Consider the following 18127-nt stretch of genomic DNA (forward strand, 5'->3'; position numbering starts at 1 on the left):
TGCATGACAGCGATCGCCGACGATTGCGTTAGTTGTCAGAGCCGTGCGCTTAACGTTCCTGGTATCTCCATAGGTGCTGAAGTGGTCTGCGATATGGCGTCCAACGCCACTGTAGGCGCCAAAGACCATAGATGGCATCCAAATTGGCGACTGTAACTGCCAACACCTGCGGCCTCGCCAGAGCTGTCATCTACCAGTCCCGTTTCAGTGGTGCTGCTGTCCAATGCGGTGCGGCCCCGTTTTAACAACGGCAGAAATTCGACGAAAGGACTTGAAGCATCGCCTTCTTGGCTAAGCAAGCGTCCCAGGCCATAGCACAGCAAGGCAGTGACAGAGCTATCGCTTTGTTGTGTGGCGTCGGTCAACAGCCAGGGCCAGTGACCATTGGCGAGTTGTACCTCCGCCAGTTTGGTCAATAGTGCTTTGCAAGCGCGTTCGAGGGGTTCACGCATTGTCGGATCGTCGATCTCCATCAGCGTGTCGGTCAACCCCAGCAATTGCCAGCCTATGCCACGTCCCCAGCCGGGTGGGCCCAGTGGCGTCAGGGTCTTTGCGTCGAAACCGTGCGTCACCCAACCCGTCTCGGCATTTTCAGCAAACCGCATGAAACTGTTTAACTGGGCCAAAGCGGTTTCGAGGTAGCGCGAGTCATCGGTGAGGCGACTCAATCGTGCGAGAAATGGGCACAGCATGGCCAAAGTGTCCACCAGCACTTCACTGCGGTGTTCTGCATAGGTGATAAGACCGGCACCTGCGCCCGTGCGGGACAGGTAGCGTTCACCCATGCTTCGCGCTTGCTCCAGATAGCCGCGCTGGAAGCCGTAACCGGATTCCAGCGCCAACGCCGCGTAACCCAGACCGCCCATGTCAATGTGCAGCCGCGATTGTGCTTGGTCCGCGAGCGAAATTTGCGAAAGCCCGTGATCAACCCAGCGTGCTTGCGCGGTCAGTTTGGTTGGCTCGCCATTGAGCAATAGATAGGATAATCCCAGTGGCCAACTGAGCGTGGCCTTAGGTCTTCCCGCTAGCTGGTAAGCGACGCGAGACAATCGCCAGCCAGTGCTGTCAATGATGACACGCAATGGTGCGGAGCGTTTTCCAAGCCACCAAGAGTAGCGATTACCCAAGGCCTGTAAGGCGTTCCAGCGGGCAAATGCCTGGCGATGCATGTTGGTCATGCGCTCTCTCTTGGCGGCCTGATCCAGGGGAACACCTGTGCGACCATCGCCATACTCAAATATCCCAGTGACTGCAGACGACGACGGCCCATAAGAAAGGACCACAGGAATTCGTGTCTGGCTATTGCAATGTCACCTTTCCAGAAATGCATGTAGCCATGATCAAAATGGACTTGCCCCAGCCGCCTGCGAAAGTCCCGTTGCGAAAGATGCGTGTGGTCAGGATTGCTGGTCCCCCAACGTTGCTCCACCATGCACAGAAGCCGAAGCATATGATTGGTCGGTGTGACGCGCGCCATGGTGCTGGCACCATGCGCCCGATAGAGCGACACTACCGCATCCAGTGCGTGCATCTCGGTGACCCTGGATGCGCGGAACCAGAATTCATAGTCCTCGCCGATGCGCATGCCTTCGTTGAATGGGCCAATTTGTCTGCAAACGGATTTGCGCACGACGGCCGCGCTCATGCCTACCAGCATGCCCATCAGCATGCGGTTGTAGCCCCAACCGGAGCGATGGAGATCGGCGGACACCACGTCCCTGCAATCCGGTGCCATGCTGGCTGCAACGGGAAATCGCCTTTCCGGGCCAGCGGACCATCTCAGATAGCGGCCAAAGACGAATCCGACGTCAGGGTGCGCGTCGAAATACCGCACCTGCGCTTCCAACTTGCCGGGAAACCAGTAGTCGTCGGCGTCAAGGAAGGCAATGAATTCACCCCGTGCGTGAGCGATGCCATTGTTGCGGGCCCGAGAAACACCGCCAGCCTGCTGCCGAATGACGCGTATCCGCTTGTCCTTGGCTTCCAGCAAACGGTAGTCCATGTCATCGGAGGCATCGTCGATGATCAGTAGTTCAAAGCTGGAATAGCTCTGTGCCAGCGCACTATCCACAGCCTCGTCGATGAAATCCTTGCCGTTGCGCACTGGCATGATGATGGAGACGCGGGGCAGTCCATCGGCACCGGATTCGGTCTTGCGCAAGGCCGACACTGGAGGCGAAGGACGTAGACCCAGCATTGCTGCATTGACTTCGGAAACAAAGCGCCGAGATTCTTGCTCATATCGCTGTCGTGCAGCATGGATAGTGGCGCGGAGCTCTCTCTCCTGCGCCAATGCCTCCAGCACCGCGGCCACGAAACGATCCTTGTCAAAGGGGGAAGACGGGATGCAGTACTGCGGTAGACCGATCAGGCTAAAAAACCCCGCATGCTTCGTGTCGTAGGCGAGCGCCACACAGGGTGTGCCGGTGCTCGCTGCCAGGATGCAGGAATGCAACATTCCGCCCAAATGAAGGTTCATCCCGGAATAGCCTGCGCAAAGCACGTCCGGGTTGCCGCTGACGACTTCCAGCTCGATTCCGGATGCCATGATCATCTTCGCGATTACGTGTTCGGTGTCGAAATGCACCATGTAACGGAAGCTGCAATGCGTGGCCTGCTGAATTTGCCTGAGCATGGCCACGCACTCTGGCAGATCCTGCCTGATGCGCTGTGCAACTTCCTGGAAATGAAAGGGTAGGTTTATTCCAATGACAGGCCGCACATTACTTTGCATACCTGTCACTTGGGTGAGGTGTCGCCCTTCCTTCGCGTACAGAAATGCCGGATCTCCGACAAGCAGTACCGGTTTATCTGTGTACTGTGCCAGGACACGTTGTGAATCGGCGTCACGCACACTGATGTGGGCACAGCGCTGCAAAAGGCGTCGTACTACTGCCTCATCGGCCGCGGATGTGAAGGGTTGGTCCTTCATGCCCGGCTCAAGGTGGCGGTTTATGCCGATACCGTAGAGCACCACGGGTGCTGCAATCGTTTCCAGTACCTCTAAATCGGCTATCACGCGACGTGCCAACTGGCCATCGTGTTCGAAAGCAATATACCCGCTTCCACATATGCAAATCAGCCGGTTACCTGCTGGCGTGTCAATGAAATTCTCGCGATCTCCCCAGTTGCTGCGCAGGGCACGGCGACCCGGCTGATTTGCGAGAAGCGCTTCAAGCGACGCCAGCACGATGGCTTCGTCTCCGCGGTTGTAAGAAGCAGAGGTGACGTAGTCGCGATAATCCAGCTGAGCCAGCGATCCTCGCTTCCAGCGCAGCGTATCGCGCGCAGCCTTGATTGCGAACTTCGCTTCACTGCGCAAATGGGCGAAAAAGCCCATGGGTGGCGGCGGTGCTGCAACAGCGCCATACAAGACCACCTCGTCCACTACTGGGGTCACAGGTTCGTTGTTTCCCCGTCCCTTCACCATCAGTCCCTTGACCATTTCGAGCGCCTTGTGGAACTCATGCCTCAACGGGTGCCGGAATAGATGCAGTGCCAGTAGCCAGGCTGTGAGAAACAGGAAGGAAACTGCACAGAGACGCAAGAATGGCGAACCCAGACCGTCCACAAGATGGTAGAACAGCAGAACAGTGCCGAGTACTGTTAGTGCCACGCCAGCGCTGTTGGCCAGCGATCGTCTCCATTCCAACGCGCCCATGGCCAGGTGCCATCGCCCCAGCAAAAGATAGGCCGGTATGCCGAGGCACTCAGCCAGCGCAACTGCACGGGCGAATGAAATCAGGGACCCGTCATACAGGCTAAGCGCCAACATAGCCTTGGCGCCCATGGTGCACCCAAGCGGTAGGGCGCTAAGGTACGGTCGACCCATGGCGGTCATGGCCGGTTGCACGATGGCAAAGGTTACCTGGACGCAAACTGCCAAGCACAACCACGGCACCACAGAGGCGCTTTCACTCCATGTTGCGCCGTAAAGGAAAGCAATGAGGTCGTTGGCAATGACTGCGGTGGCGGCCAGTGCGGGCCAAACGATACCCGTCAGCAAGGCGATAGTAGGGACCAGCCTGGTGCTGAGTCTCTCACCTCCATGGTGAACCTTGGCCAGATAAGGTAGCGCAAAGTACTCGATGGTTGGCGCGGTCACCGTGTTCAAGATGTTGACTGTGGAATTTGCACGGCTATAGATACCAACCACGTGCGGTCCGGTCAATTTGCCCAGAATGATGTCCGGCAACGCGGTGTCCAGCGCTTTGATGGACGATGTCAGTATTGCTCCTGCGCCAAACTGCACCACGTTCTTCCAGCCCGTAAATGAAGGTAGTAGCAACCGGTGTTTAGGCATGAGCATGGTGGCCAGCAGGCCGCTGACGACGATGCTGGCCAAGTTGGCCCACGCCATGCTCATGTAGCTGAACTTGAGGGATGCCAACGTAATACAGGTGGCGATATAGGTCACTGTTGCCGCGGCAGTGACCGCGGCTGTCTTCTGTACTTGCAGTTCACGCGAGAGAACAGCCAGTGGGATAGCACCGAACGGGATAAATACAAAGCCCAGCGCGAGCACGGGCATGATTTCACGAATGCCGGGCTGCTGAAAGAAATTGGCAAGCACGCCGGAGAGTAGGTACAGCAATACAGCAAAGGTCCAGGAAGAAGTCAACAAGACTCCCATGGCCGCACGCTGGGCCTGCGGCGTCAGCACCTTTTGGCGTTTGATGAATGCCACCACACCGAAGTCTCGAAAGACATGGGTAAACCCGACAAACACCGCGGCGATGGAGAAGATGCCGACTTCGCTGGGCGACAGCAGCCGCGCCAGCACAACCGTAAGGGCGAAGTGCGCGGCGAAAGAGCCATTGGAAACAATGAACTGAAGGCCTATCTTGCTACGGATGGAGTTCAATGTTCAGCTCCAGATTAGGTTGGTGGGTAGCATGGATCGTCTGTCGTTCAGTTCTGTCGCGGATGGTGGTTGATTTTATAGACCGGAGCGCGATAGGGGTTCCCTTATTCATGGAGTTCCTGTGGGGCAGGGCGTCGTGTCTGCCAACGCTCCCGGCAGGGTGCCGTCGGCACGCGTATGACCGCAGAAATCGTGTGGGACGGCCAGGATCGAGGGGATTCGATCAGGCGTCTTTTTCCAGTTCAAGGACAGCCTGTCTGCATCCTCGAAGGTCGCAGGCATGGTGACCAGCTCGTTCATTTCCAGCTTCCAGGGTCCGGCGTCGCGGTTGCGCAGGCCGCCCTCCAGCAGGTTGCCATAGACGCGTGCCGAAGCCGGGCCGCGGCGCATGGCCACACCGGCTGTATTGATCAGGGTGTTGTGTGCCACCAGGGCACCGACGGAGCGGTTGATGTCCACACCCTCGTCCACGCAGTCCAGCACGATGTTGTTGGCTATCAGGCCGTCCTTGTGCTCGAACACGCACTGCTTGTCACGGCACACGGCGGCCGGGAATGTGCCCCCGCCACCGAAAGACAGGCCGATGCGGGCACCCGGTTGTGCGACATCGCTAGGTGTACAGATCACCAGATTGCGCTCTATCCTGCCGCCGTGACCGGCCCCCTTCATGAAGGCGCCGTAGGAGATCTGGTTGCCGTCCGCCTTGACGAAATTGCTGATCAGGTTGTCGGCATAGACCCAGCGATCGGCGCCCACCAGGTCAATGGGCGTCATCGGTCTGCCTTCGGTTTCGCGTGCGGTGCTGTTGGTGAGGGTATTGAACTGCACCAGTCCGCCGTCCGGCCATTTGTCATCCAGGCCGTTGACCTTGATATGGGCGTTGAACTCCTCCACAAGGTTGTTGCGTATCACGATGTTGCGGGCGTCACCGACCACGTGAAAGGCATGTTCGCAGTTTTTTTGCCTGGCGCAGACGCCGCGGATGGTGAGGTTCTCGAAAATCCAGAATGGGTGGTAGACGACAAAGCCTTCTTCGGTATCAAACTCCAAGGTCACCTGACCGGGAGCGGCAGCCCGGACCGTGATGGGCTGTTCGCGGCTACCGCCCGAGCGGGTGTTGAGCTTTTGCCGGATCGTGTAGTGCCCCGGCGCAAGCAACAGCGTTTGACCTGCCACGGCGCCGCTGATGGCGCGTGCAAGCTCCTCTGCACTCTGCACCAGCACCGCCCTGCCGGACGGCAGGGTGTCGGGTGCGGCGGCAGCGGTTTCTTCCAGGGGCTGGCCCACCTGGGAATAGCGTACCGGTGCCAACGGGTAGCGCCGTTGGCCTTTGCCCAGGTCGGGCAGGCCGGGGGCGTTGGCCGACCGCACGATTTGGTCCTGCAAGCTGTTGAGCGGTCCGAGCGCCAAGGCTTCCAAGTTGGTATGTCCCTGCATGCGGTGCTTGGCATAGCGAATTAGTTCTGCAGGGGAGCGGTTGGCGGACTCGGCCAACCTGTTCACGATGGCTACGGCGTTCAGCAGAACCACGACCAGGCCGAGCGCACCTATGCCGACGCCGAGGGCTGGCCATGTCCACTTGCTGCGTCCGCGTTTCTGCCCTTTTTCTTGTCCGCTTGGATTCTTCACGTGTGTCTCCAGTGCCTGAATTGCCTAGCTAGCCAATGCCGGCCAGCCTGGGCCAAGCCCCGCAAACTGCGCGGCTCAAACGCCACGATGCCCCAGCGCTCGCGTCGTTGCGACATCCAGTCTTGCTTGTAACCATCGTCGCCGGTCAAGTAGTCCACTTCCAGCACGCGGTCGATATTGAACACGTGCTCCATCATGGCCTTTGTCAGCAAGGAGCCCGCCGAATAGCGCTCGAACCCCTGTTTATAGGCCAGTTTGTAGATGTTGGCCTTGCCGTCCTTGATAAGCCACAGCTGGGCCGCAATGGGGTCGCCGTTCAGCGACAGCACGCCCAGACGCAACCAGCCTTGCGCAGCGGCCATGCGAGCCATCTGCGGTATGAAGTCTGGCAAAGGCTCGGGCTGCTTCCAGCTGTGGTTGTAGACCTGCACGAAATCGGCAATCGCCTGCTCCAGCGACGCGGGCTGCGCACATTGGATGCGCAGGTTCCACGGGCCGGCCCGCGTGAGGCGGCGCTGTCCGCGGTCCATGCTGTGGCGCAGGGCAGAAGGCAGGGCGGCCAGATAGGCTGCGAACGTCTGCCCGCGCACAGGAAAGTACCAGTTGCCAAAACAGTAGAAGGTGTCCACCCAGTAGCCCGCGGCGCGCAGCGCATCCTGAAGCGCCTGAAACTGCCGGTCGTCCTTGTCCAGCGGTGACAAGGTGAGCATGGTCGGACGCTGGCGTGCCGCGCGCAACGAGGCACATAGCGCCCGCAGGCAATAACCACTGTCAGCAGATTCTGGGGCTTGTGCGCCTTCGGAATCCCTGTCAGGCGAAGGCCAGCACAGGGGCGAAAAAAGACTGCTGTAATAGTTGCTCAGGCCGGTCCAATTGGATCCGTGTGCCAGCAGTGGCAGGCACACGGCCAGGTGCTTGTCAGAGCCTGTCAGCAGCAACCGGCAATCGGCGGCAGTGGTTGGAAACGGCAAGCCATGGGTAGCAAGGTTTTCCAGCCAAGGCAGGGTGCAGAACACATCTGCCGACTCCGGTACCGCCTGCGGACACAGTCCGCGTGCGCGCAACGCCACCCGCAGCTCTTCGAACGAATGCAATACATCGACACCGGGTTCAACCATATGCAACGCCTACAGCGCTGGATCGGATCGGTGGGGCGGCTTGGGTACTGCACAGTTCAGCGGCGTCTTGGGCAGGCGCGACCAATCCCACGTATCCTTCGCCTACCACTGAGATTTTCATTAGCTGCTCCCGTGCTACATATTGCCGTGGGTATCATACCCAGAGAGGTTTCAATATAAGGAATGCCCGTGGCATTGGAAAAAGAAGTAATGGAGGTATTGGAGGCAGCGTTGAGCTTGCGCGGACGCTCTGCGTCCTTTGGGCGATCGACGGTGTTGCTGGGGGCGCTGCCTGAACTGGACTCCATGGGCGTGCTGAATGTGATCACGATGCTGGAGGAGCGCTTTGGCATCACCATCCACGACGACACGATAGACGGTGCGGCCTTTTCCACCGTGGGCACGCTGGCCGACTGGCTTGCGGCCCAAGTCGGCCCAACGCTGTAGCCAGGCTGTGGTGGACGCGTTTTTCCTGCCAACACCCCAAGGAGAGCGGTTTTGTCTGCTGCATGTGCCGCCTGCCGGTCAACCGTGCAGGGGCGCCGTTTTGTATATCCACCCCCTGGCCGAAGAGCTGAACCGCTGCCGACGCATGGCCAGTTTGCAGGCCCGTGCACTGGCCCGCTGCGGCTTTGCCGTCCTGCAGATGGACCTGCTTGGATGTGGGGACAGTTCCGGTGACTTTTCCGATGCGACATGGGATGTCTGGCTCAGCGACGTAGGCGCGGGGCGTCAGTGGCTGGCCCAGCGTTATGACGCGCCTCTGTGGCTGTGGGGCGTGCGTGCCGGCTGTCTGTTGGCGGCCGCGAGTACCCGGCAACAGCCAGACGTGCCTGCGCGTTTGTTGATGTGGCAACCGGTCGTGGCCGGGCGTCAGCATCTGCAGCAGTTCTTGCGACTGCGGCAAATGGCGGAAGTCGTGCAGGGTGGCGGCAAGATCGGTACCGACGCACTACTGACGCAACTGGAACAAGGGCAAGCCGTGGAGGTGGCCGGTTATGCCCTGGCGCCGGGACTGGCCAAGGGCTTGGCGGAGGCCACCCTAGATGCTTTGGTGAACGTCCGGCAAGTGGTATGCCTTGAGGTTGTGGCGCCAGGCCAGGCACAGGGCTATACAGCTTCCCCAGCGTTGGCGGCGCAAATCCAGCGCTGGACCAGCGCCGGCATTGCTACCCAGACCACGGCGGTAGAAGGTGAGGCCTTCTGGCAATTGCCCGAGGCCCAACTCTGCACCGCGCTGATGGACGCCACCGTGGCGGCCCTGGTGGAGGCCTGAGCCCATGCAGTTCACCGAACATGCCCTGTTGATACCTTGCCAAGGCGACGCCATGGTTGGTGTGCTCTCCCGTCCTGGTGTGCCGTCCACTCTGGGCCTGGTGGTGGTGGTTGGTGGGCCGCAATACCGGGTGGGTAGCCACCGGCAGTTTGTACTGCTTGCGCGTCGCCTGGCCAGTGCGGGTTATCCGGTCTTGCGTTTTGATTACCGGGGCATGGGCGACAGCGAGGGCGAGGCCAGAGGTTTCGAGTCCATCGACCAGGACATTGCAGCGGCCATCGATGCGCTGAAGCAGGCCTGCCCCTCGGTAGGCAGCGTGGTGCTCTGGGGCCTGTGTGATGGTGCGGCCGCGGCCCTGCTGTATTGCGGTGCCACGCGCGATGCGCGGGTGGCAGGACTGTGTCTGCTCAATCCGTGGGTTCGTTCGGAGGCGACGCTGGCACGTACCCACCTCAAACACCACTACAGCGCGCGCCTGTTGCAGGTGGATTTCTGGAAGAAAGTGTTTTCAGGCAAATTCCGTGTGCTGCAGTCCCTCAGGGAATTGTGGGGCAACTTCCAAGTTTCGCGCAGCGGCGCATCGCACCAAGGCGCCGAATCGCCCTTCCAAGTGCGCATGGCGCAGGCATTGCGCCAATATTCTGGACGGGTGCTGCTACTGCTGAGCGCAAACGACTACACCGCCAAGGAGTTTCTGGAAACCGCCAGTACCGATACGCTCTGGAGCGGCCTGCTGCACAGGCCGGGTCTGGAGCGTGTGGACGTGGATGGCGCTGACCACACGTTTTCCAGACAGCAGTGGCGCGCGTCTGCCGAACAAGCCGTATTGCAATGGATGGGAACCTTCAAACCATGAGCAGTTTGCACAATACAGGAGGCCTCCTGCACGAACTGGTCGCCGCTTCGGCCCAGCGCACGCCGGAGGCCACCGCACTGGTTCACGGCGAGCAATCCTTGAGCTATCTGGAGCTGAACACCGCGGTCGGGCAGTTCGCCTCGGGCCTGCTGGCATTGGGGGTGCAGCGCAACGAACGCGTCGCCGTCTATCTGGAAAAGCGCATGGAGACGGTGGTGAGCAGCTTTGGCGCCAGCGCTGCCGGTGCGGTGCATGTGCCGGTCAATCCGCTGCTGAAGGCCGAGCAAGTTGCCTATGTGCTGCGTGACTGCAACGTGCGGGTTCTGGTGACATCGGTCGAGCGCCTGGCATTGCTGCATGAGGTGCTGGGAAAGTGTCCTGATGTGCGCCATGTGGTGCTTCTGAACGCACCTCAAGACGAGGTGGGCGCATTCAGCCCCGCTCCGGGGCAGACGGTGATCACCTATTGGGATGATCTGCTGTCGGCGCCTGCAAGCGCCGGCCACCGGGTGATTGATACCGACATGGCGGCCATTCTGTACACATCTGGCAGCACCGGCAGCCCCAAAGGCGTGGTGCTGTCGCACCGGAACATGGTGGTGGGTGCCCATAGCGTGAACGCCTACCTGGAGAACACCGCGCAGGACACCTTGCTTGCAGTGCTGCCGCTGTCGTTTGATGCGGGCTTCAGCCAGCTGACAACGGCCTTTGCGGTGGGGGCACGCGTCGCGTTGCTGAACTACCTGATGCCGCGCGACGTGCTCAAGGCCATGCAACAGCATCGTGTGACGGGGCTGACCGCGGTGCCGCCCCTGTACATGCAGCTGGCCCAGCTGACTTGGCCGGAAGGCGTGACGGGCACACTGCGCTACTTTGCCAACACCGGCGGGCGCATGCCGCAGGAGACATTGCGGGTCTTGCGCGAGCGTGCCCCGCAGGTCAAGCCATTTCTCATGTACGGCCTGACCGAAGCGTTCCGCTCAACCTATCTGCATCCCGACCAGGTGGATCTGCGTCCAGACTCGATAGGAAAAGCCATCCCCAATGCCGAGGTGCTGGTGCTGCGCGCTGACGGTTCTGAATGCGCGGCCGATGAACCGGGTGAGCTGGTTCATCGCGGCCCCCTGGTGAGCCTGGGGTACTGGAACAGCCCGGAGCAGACTGCTGAGCGATTCAAGCCGCTGACGGGCTCCACGCCATGGCATCCAGCTGGCCTGCAGTTGCCCGAATACGCGGTGTTTTCCGGCGACACCGTGCGCAGGGATGCGCAAGGGTATCTGTACTTCGTGGGCCGCAAGGACGAAATGATCAAGACTTCGGGATACCGCGTGAGCCCGACCGAAGTGGAAGAGGCCATCCACGCAACCGGGCGGGTTATCGAGTGCGTAGCCTTTGGCGTGGATCATCCGGTGCTGGGCCAGGTGATCCAGGTGCTGGTGTATTGCACCCCTGATACCATGCAAAGCGATGTCCAGAGTGAACTCCTGGACGCCTGCAGGGCCGGTTTGCCGGCCTACATGGTCCCCGCAGGCGTGCAGGTGGTGGGCCAGCCCTTGCCGCGCAACATGAACGGCAAAATCGATCGCAAGGGCTTGCGTGCGGCCTGGATAACAGACCATCAAGGCACTACGGAAGCAAAGCACACACTGCCATGAACGCACCCCACACCGCATCTGAAACCCCAGCCCGGACGGCCACGCCCGTCCACGTCGCCATGGACCAGTTTGCGCATGCGCAGGGGGAACTGCTCATTGGTGGCCAACGTCTGTCGCAACTGGTGGCACGCGTAGGCCAGACGCCGTTTTATGCCTATGACCGCGGACTGATTGCGCAGCGCATTGGTGAGTTGCGTGCCCTGTTGCCAACGCAAGTCAGGTTGCACTACGCCATGAAGGCCAACCCCATGCCCGCTCTGGTGGGCTGGATGCGCAGTCTGGTGGACGGCGTGGACCTGGCCTCCGCCGGGGAGCTCAAGGTGGCACTGGATGCCGGCGTCGATCCGCATCACATCAGTTTCGCCGGCCCTGGCAAGCGCGATGTGGAGCTGAGGCAGGCGGTGGCTGCAGGGGTTCTGGTGAATGTGGAGTCCGCTCGCGAGTTGGTGGTGTTGCAAGCGGCGTCGCAGGAGCTGGGACTGCCGGCCCGTGTGGCCGTGCGGGTGAATCCGGAGTTCGAGCTCAAGAGTTCGGGCATGAAGATGGGCGGTGGAGCCAAACCGTTTGGTGTCGATGAAGCGCAGGTTCCCGGGCTGCTTGCAGACATCGGTCGTGCCGGTCTGGCATTTGAAGGCTTCCATGTGTACGCAGGCTCCCAGAATCTGCAGGCAGCTTCCATCTGCGAAGCGCAGCAAAAGACGCTGGAACTGGTCGTGCGGTTGGCCGCGCATGCCCCCTCTGCGGTGAAGACGCTGAATCTGGGCGGCGGTTTCGGGGTTCCCTATTTCCCGGGTGAGCGTCGCCTGGAACTGGGCCCCGTCTGCAGCAATCTGGCCGACTTGGTGGCGCAGGCGCAGTCCGCGCTGCCACAAGCCACCCTGGTGCTGGAACTGGGGCGCTATCTGGTGGCAGAGGCCGGCGTATACGTGGCCCAGGTGTTGGACCGCAAGGTGTCCCATGGGCAGGTATTCCTGGTCACCGATGGGGGCATGCACCACCATCTTGCGGCATCGGGCAACTTCGGTCAGGTTCTGCGCAAGAACTACCCGGTCGCCATTGGCAACCGGGTGGATGAATCCGCTACCGAAGTGGCGTCAGTTGTTGGCCCTTTGTGCACTCCGCTGGATCTGTTGGCAGACCGTATGCAACTGCCCGTTGCTCAGGCAGGGGATTGGGTGGTGGTGTACCAATCGGGAGCCTATGGCGCCAGTGCCAGTCCCCAGGCCTTCTTGGGTCATCCCCCTTGTACGGAAGTGTTGGTGTAAGGCTTGTCCGCGAGGTCGTTCCTTTGTGCGCTGATAGCGGCGGCCTCCGGTTTGGCAGGTTTCGCCATGGCGTTGAACCACCCACTCTGGCCCATGGGCATGCTCGTGCTGCAGTCCTGTGTGCTGGTGCTCGAGGTGGCCTACCCCGGAGCGTGGCTGTTCCTGGTGCCTGCCAGCCTGCCTTTCCTGAACTTTTCTCCGTGGACGGGTTGGGTCGCTTTTGAGGAACTGGATCTGATGCTGCTGGCAGTTCTGGCTGGTGGCTACATACGGTTGGTAGTGGGGTATGCCAGTGAACCAGTGGTCGCTGGTTCACGGCGCAATGGGTTGTTCGCTCCGCTGCTGTTTGCATTAACCGTGACGGGCGCCGTGTCCTTTGTACGTGGCGTCACGGATGCGGGGGGCTGGGCGTTCGACTGGTTTGGAACGTATACGCATGCCGTCAATACCGTGCGTGTATCCAAGAGTCTGGTGTATGCACTGTTGCTGTGGCCGCTGATGGACCGGCAGCTGCGTTGCAATCCACAGCGGTCTCAACGCCTGTTCGCTCTGGGGATGATGGTGGGGCTGGCCTGGGTCAGTCTGGCGGTTCTTTGGGATCGCCACAATTTTGTCGGCATCTTCGACACGGATGCCAACTACCGTACGGTGGCAACCTTCTGGGAAATGCATGTGGGCGGAGCTGCCATCGATGCCTATCTGGCGATGGCCACGCCCTTTGCGTTTCTGGCGCTGGCCAGTGCCAGGCGGCCTGTTGCTTGGGGTATGGCATCGGTCCTGACCCTGCTTGCGGCCTATGCCAGTCTGACCACCTTTTCCAGAGGGGTCTATCTGGCGGTGGGGTTACAGCTTCTGTTTGCAATATATGAGTGGTGCAAGTACTCCACGCTGGTAAAGCAGCTGTGGGCACGCTGGCGCATTTGGGGTACCTTTGTCGTGGCGGTCCTGGTTGTGATGGAGATATATGCCGTGCTTGGCGGCGACTCCTACATGAACAAGCGTCTTGCCAGTTCCGGGCAGGACATGACCCGTAGACTGGCGCACTGGTGGTCCGGTGTGGGTCTGCTGAAGAGTCCCGCAGATTGGTTGGCTGGCAAGGGCCTGGGCCGACTGCCCGCAAACTACTCCGCCCAGGTCCCAGGAGAAAACTTCTCTGGAAGTGTTGCCCTACGCAGCGAAACCCTGTCGGACGGAAATGCCCGACGCTACGCCGTTCTGAGCGTCCCGGACAATCTGGAGGACTTGACTGGAAACTTTGCTCTCACGCAGCGCGTGGACCTGTCGGGCAGCAATGTGAATATTGTTCAAATGCGTGTGCGGGTGGACAAGCCGGTCGCATTGACGGTGGTCCTGTGCCAGCGGTACCTTCTGTATGACCGCGATTGCCAGGGGGCTAGCACCCACGTGGAGTCGGGCCTGGGCGAATGGCAGGCGGTGCAATTGCCCTTGTCGGGTCCACCTTTGGTCTGGGGCTCCATACCCATCACTTTTGCTGTGTCCTTGGACACGCCGGGCGCGTCAGCCGACATCACCCAGTTGCAGGTAACTGGTGATGCGGGCCAGGAGCTGCTGCTCAACGGGGACTTCAGCGAACGCATGGCGCATTGGTTGCCGTCGGCACAGAGTTATTACGTGCCCTGGCATATTGACAATCTGTATCTGGAGGTGCTGATCGAACGGGGCGTGTTGGGCGTGTTGGGCCTGGCGGGCCTCATCCTCTGGGCAATGGCCAGCTTCCTGCTCTCACCCCAGGTGCGCGGATCTGCACTTACTGCCACGGCTGCCGGATTGTGTGGCGCATTGGTAGTTGGACTGGTCAGCAGCATCATGGATGTGCCCCGGGTGGCGCTGCTTTTCTATTTACTTCCCATGTTATTGATAGGAAAGAGTAACCAGAGGTAAAAAAGCGCGAAAAAAAGGCAAAATGACAGCGCGCTGGGGCCCCTTGATAGACTTATGCGGTTGGGCCGCCATTACGCCAGGGGTATAGGGGGAAACAATTGATAAAGATTTTCGGTCATTACTTCAATCGTCGAACGCTGTTGCAGGTCAGTTTTGACTTGTTTCTGGTAAGCGGCGTGATGCTGTACGTTTTGCTGGTTCACGACCCGGAGCCCTCCAACAGCCGCAATCTGGCTTTTGTACAAGCATTCACCATGGCATTTGGCGTGTTGCTGATCAATGCCGGATTGGGTTTCTATCTGCGGGTGCACAACCGCACCGTCGGACAAACCTACGCCCGTGCCATCCTGGCTTTGTGTGCTTCGGCTGTGCTGGCCGGATTCATCAAACTGCTGTCGCCCCCATCTGAATTGCTGGTAGTCGCATTGGTTTGTGTGCTGGTGCTGATGCTGATCACGCGGATCTACCTCACCTATATGACGCCGCGCGAATACATGCGCCAGCGTGTGCTTATTTATGGCACAGGCAAGCCCGCCAAAATGGTCGGAGGCAGTCTGAAGGCATCGGACCCTTCGGTGGACGTGGTTGGCTATTACGCCAGCCCCAACGAGGCCAAGCCGGAAGTGTCAGCTTGGGGCGTTTTGGAGGTAACCAAATCGATATCCCAAGTGGCGGACGAACTCAAGGTGGATGAAATCGTCGTTGCGCTTACCGAGCGTCGTGGCGGCAGCATGCCGCTGCGCGAACTGCTGGACTGCAAGCTACGCGGCATCCGCGTAGTCGATATCTCCACCCACTTCGAGAAGACACTGGGACAGATCCGGCTGGATTCGGTATCTGCAGGCTGGCTGATCTTCGGTGAAGGCTTTGTGCACGGATGGGTCAAGTCCTGGGTCAAGCGGATTTTTGACATTGTGTGCGCCAGCATCCTGATTGTCCTGACGCTGCCCATCATGGTCATCACCGGCATCCTGATTGTGCTGGAGAGTCCGGGCAGCATGCTGTACTCGCAGGAGCGCGTGGGGCTCAACGGGCGGGTGTTCAACGTGGTGAAATTTCGCAGCATGCGCAGCGACGCTGAGAAGGACGGCAAGCCCCGGTGGGCGACGGCTGGCGATTCCCGGGTGACACGCGTAGGTCGAATCATTCGCAAGCTGCGTATCGACGAGTTGCCTCAGTTGTTCGTGGTGCTGGGTGGGTCCATGAGCATGGTGGGGCCGCGTCCGGAACGTCCCTATTTTGTGGACCAGCTGACCCAGCAGATCCCTTTCTTCGCGGTACGCCAGAGCGTCAAGCCTGGCGTGACGGGTTGGGCCCAGGTGCGTTACCAGTACGGTGCCTCGGTGGAGGATGCGGCCGAGAAGTTGCAGTACGACTTGTTTTACGTGAAGAATCATTCGCTGTTTCTGGATATCGTGATTCTGTTTGAAACCGTAGGTGTGGTGCTGCTGGGCAAGGGAGCGCAGTAAATGAACCTTGCGGCCTGGGGACAGGCCCTGGTAGGCCTGGCCTACTCCCTGTTTGCCATCCGGCTGATTCAGGTCAAGAGCCAACGGGCGGATGCTGCCACGGCCAATGCGCTGGTCATTTTTGCCATTCTGGCCAGTGCCTTGTGGGGCTGGCTGGGTCTGGTGTCCAGCATTACCGGTGATGCCCGTTGGCTGTTGCTGAGCCGCTGGATGGACTCGCTGCGTTACGCGGGTTGGTATGCATTTCTGCTGGTTCTGATCGGCAGGGGCCACTCCAAGCTGGCGGCCATCAACATCACCACGCTTGCCGTCATTGCGGTGGTGGTGATCGTGTTGGGATTGCCATTTGACCTGCAAGCCTATGTACCCGATGGATTGAGGGCCAGCCTGCTGCGCTGGACACGTCTGGTGTGGATGGTCACGCCGCTGTTTGCACTGGTGCTGTTGGAGCAGGTGTTTCGCAACGTCACGGCGGACTCACGCTGGAACATCAAGCCTTTGTGCATCGGCCTGTCGGGCGCATTCCTGTTTGACATGTACATTTTTTCCGAAGCTGTCATGTTCAACCGGGCGGACGCGGACGCCTTCAACATCCGCGACACGGTGCATGCACTGGTGACACCTTTTCTGTTCCTGGCAATGACGCGCCGCAGTGACTGGGTGTCAAAGATCAGCATTTCACCCAAGGCGGCATTCCACTCCGCCACGCTGCTGATTGCGGGCGTGTATTTGATCTTCATTTCCGCCGTGGGTTACTACGTGCGCTACTTCGGTGGCGAGTGGGGGCGGGCACTGCAGGTGGGGCTGGTGTTTTTCGGCCTGATCCTGATGATCACACTGGCCATGTCCGGTTCGCTGCGGGCCAGTCTGAAGGTGTTTCTGGGAAAGCACTTCTTTCGCTACCGCTACGACTACCGCGAGGAGTGGCTGAAGTTCACTTACACCTTGTCCCAAAGAAACTCGCCACGGGAAATGGGGGAGCAAGTCATTCGCGGCTTGGCCGACATGCTGGAGAGTCCGGCGGGCGCCTTGTGGATGCGGGGGCAGGGAAAGGATGTGCTCACCCAAACGGCCTTCTGGAACATGAGCCCGTCGCAGGAGAGCGAGTCTGCCGATTCGGAGCTTTGCCGCTTTCTGGAGACCAGTGGCTGGGCAGTCAATCTGGAGGAATACCGCTCGTATCCGGGCCGCTACGGGCAGATGAAGCTGCCGCGGTGGCTGTCGGAAATGTCGCAGGCCTGGCTGGTCGTTCCCTTGCTGGTAGGGACGACACTGATCGGCTTTGTGGTCCTTGCCAGTGCGCGCACGCGCATGGACGTGAATTGGGAAGTGAACGACTTGCTCAAGACGGCGGGTCTGCAGGCGGCCAGCTTCCTGGCCCAGATGCAGGCGACCGAGGCGTTGCTGGAGGCACGCAAGTTCGATGCATTTAATCGGATGTCGGCATTTGTGGTGCACGACCTCAAGAACATCGTGACCCAGCTGTCACTGATGATGAAGAATGCACGGCGCTTGAGCGGCAACCCCGAGTTTCAGGAGGACATGCTCAAGACCGTGGAAAACTCGCTGGACCGTATGCGTCAGATGATGCTGCAACTGCGGGAAGGGGCAACTCCTTCCGGGTCGACCTTTGGTGTGGATCTGGCTGGAATTGTGGATAGCCTGGTGGCCATGGCAAAAGGGCGCGACCGTGTTCTGGAAGTGGAGCGCAAGGATCCGGTTGCCACACGGGGCCATGCGGATCGATTGGAGCGCGTCATTGGCCATATTGTGCAGAATGCGTTCGATGCGACCGACAAGTCGGGCCGGGTCTGGTTGCGCCTGGATCGTGCGGCAGGTCAGGCCCGGATCGTTGTCGGCGATACTGGGCAAGGCATGTCGCAGGAATTCATACGGGAAAAGCTGTTCAAGCCTTTTCAAACGACCAAGCAAGCCGGCATGGGGATTGGAGTCTATGAAAGCTTCCATTATCTGCAGGAGATCGGCGGAAAAATAGACGTCCAAAGTGAGGTGGGCGTGGGAACGGTGGTCACTGTGCTGCTGCCGCTGTTTGAGCCTCACAATCAATCTGACCTTCCTTAATTAGAGGACTC

12 protein-coding genes are annotated in these 18127 nt (G+C 59.9%); 8 read left to right on the forward strand and 4 right to left on the reverse strand.

All coding sequences use genetic code 11. From position 1 onward, the window contains the following. Positions 1 to 35: 35 nt before the first annotated feature. The 4 genes from AC1RMF_RS13935 to AC1RMF_RS13950 form a co-directional block, all read right to left on the reverse strand. Positions 36 to 1178 carry a glycoside hydrolase family 88 protein gene (locus AC1RMF_RS13935; protein WP_493142168.1) on the reverse strand — a complete coding sequence of 381 codons (1143 nt, stop codon included), beginning with the start codon at positions 1176 to 1178 and terminating at the stop codon, positions 36 to 38. Further along, positions 1175 to 4864 (reverse strand): oligosaccharide flippase family protein, encoded by a 3690-nt coding sequence (locus AC1RMF_RS13940; protein WP_493142170.1) that lies wholly within the window; start codon positions 4862 to 4864, stop codon positions 1175 to 1177. Before AC1RMF_RS13940 ends, AC1RMF_RS13935 begins: the two co-directional genes overlap by 4 nt. Positions 4865 to 4972: 108 nt before the next feature. Next, positions 4973 to 6493, reverse strand: a complete 1521-nt coding sequence (locus AC1RMF_RS13945) for a chondroitinase-B domain-containing protein (RefSeq protein ID WP_493142172.1) — start codon at positions 6491 to 6493, stop codon at positions 4973 to 4975. Beyond that, on the reverse strand, positions 6490 to 7611 hold the full coding sequence (locus AC1RMF_RS13950; RefSeq protein ID WP_493142174.1) for a GNAT family N-acetyltransferase: 1122 nt from the start codon (positions 7609 to 7611) through the stop codon (positions 6490 to 6492). The genes AC1RMF_RS13945 and AC1RMF_RS13950 overlap by 4 nt, the downstream gene beginning before the upstream one ends. A gap of 189 nt (positions 7612 to 7800) precedes the next feature. On the opposite strand from AC1RMF_RS13950, the gene AC1RMF_RS13955 reads away from it, so the two are divergent. The 8 genes from AC1RMF_RS13955 to prsK all read left to right on the forward strand — a co-directional run bounded on the left by AC1RMF_RS13955 (position 7801) and on the right by prsK (position 18116). Further along, entirely contained in the window at positions 7801 to 8058 is a 258-nt protein-coding gene (locus AC1RMF_RS13955) for an acyl carrier protein (RefSeq protein WP_493142175.1), read from the forward strand. Positions 8059 to 8068: 10 nt separating this feature from the next. Continuing rightward, the gene (locus tag AC1RMF_RS13960; RefSeq protein WP_493142177.1) at positions 8069 to 8887 is read left to right on the forward strand and encodes a hydrolase 2, exosortase A system-associated; all 819 of its coding nucleotides are present in this window, start codon (positions 8069 to 8071) and stop codon (positions 8885 to 8887) included. Positions 8888 to 8891: 4 nt separating this feature from the next. Further along, positions 8892 to 9743 carry a hydrolase 1, exosortase A system-associated gene (locus AC1RMF_RS13965; protein WP_493142178.1) on the forward strand — a complete coding sequence of 284 codons (852 nt, stop codon included), beginning with the start codon at positions 8892 to 8894 and terminating at the stop codon, positions 9741 to 9743. Continuing rightward, positions 9740 to 11398, forward strand: a complete 1659-nt coding sequence (locus tag AC1RMF_RS13970; protein WP_493142180.1) for an acyl-CoA ligase (AMP-forming), exosortase A system-associated — start codon at positions 9740 to 9742, stop codon at positions 11396 to 11398. The genes AC1RMF_RS13965 and AC1RMF_RS13970 overlap by 4 nt, the downstream gene beginning before the upstream one ends. Next, complete coding sequence (locus tag AC1RMF_RS13975) at positions 11395 to 12663, forward strand: pyridoxal-dependent decarboxylase, exosortase A system-associated (RefSeq protein ID WP_493142183.1); 1269 nt, start codon at positions 11395 to 11397, stop codon at positions 12661 to 12663. The genes AC1RMF_RS13970 and AC1RMF_RS13975 overlap by 4 nt, the downstream gene beginning before the upstream one ends. A 66-nt stretch (positions 12664 to 12729) precedes the next feature. Continuing rightward, positions 12730 to 14565, forward strand: coding sequence for a hypothetical protein (locus tag AC1RMF_RS13980; protein WP_493142185.1), 1836 nt, complete (start codon positions 12730 to 12732; stop codon positions 14563 to 14565). Positions 14566 to 14663: 98 nt separating this feature from the next. Continuing rightward, positions 14664 to 16034 carry a TIGR03013 family XrtA/PEP-CTERM system glycosyltransferase gene (locus AC1RMF_RS13985; RefSeq protein WP_493142187.1) on the forward strand — a complete coding sequence of 457 codons (1371 nt, stop codon included), beginning with the start codon at positions 14664 to 14666 and terminating at the stop codon, positions 16032 to 16034. Next, the gene (gene prsK, locus AC1RMF_RS13990; RefSeq protein WP_342618735.1) at positions 16035 to 18116 is read left to right on the forward strand and encodes an XrtA/PEP-CTERM system histidine kinase PrsK; all 2082 of its coding nucleotides are present in this window, start codon (positions 16035 to 16037) and stop codon (positions 18114 to 18116) included. Positions 18117 to 18127: the final 11 nt, after the last annotated feature.

It is taken from the genome of Rhodoferax sp. GW822-FHT04A08 (assembly GCF_058801025.1).

Coding starts and splice junctions, on each gene's coding strand:
- AC1RMF_RS13970 (WP_493142180.1), top strand. CDS start 9,740: ATGAGCAGTTTGCACAATACAGGAGGCCTCCTGCACGAACTGGTCGCC.
- AC1RMF_RS13935 (WP_493142168.1), bottom strand. CDS start 1,178: ATGACCAACATGCATCGCCAGGCATTTGCCCGCTGGAACGCCTTACAG.
- AC1RMF_RS13950 (WP_493142174.1), bottom strand. CDS start 7,611: ATGGTTGAACCCGGTGTCGATGTATTGCATTCGTTCGAAGAGCTGCGG.
- AC1RMF_RS13980 (WP_493142185.1), top strand. CDS start 12,730: ATGGCGTTGAACCACCCACTCTGGCCCATGGGCATGCTCGTGCTGCAG.
- prsK (WP_342618735.1), top strand. CDS start 16,035: ATGAACCTTGCGGCCTGGGGACAGGCCCTGGTAGGCCTGGCCTACTCC.
- AC1RMF_RS13975 (WP_493142183.1), top strand. CDS start 11,395: ATGAACGCACCCCACACCGCATCTGAAACCCCAGCCCGGACGGCCACG.
- AC1RMF_RS13965 (WP_493142178.1), top strand. CDS start 8,892: ATGCAGTTCACCGAACATGCCCTGTTGATACCTTGCCAAGGCGACGCC.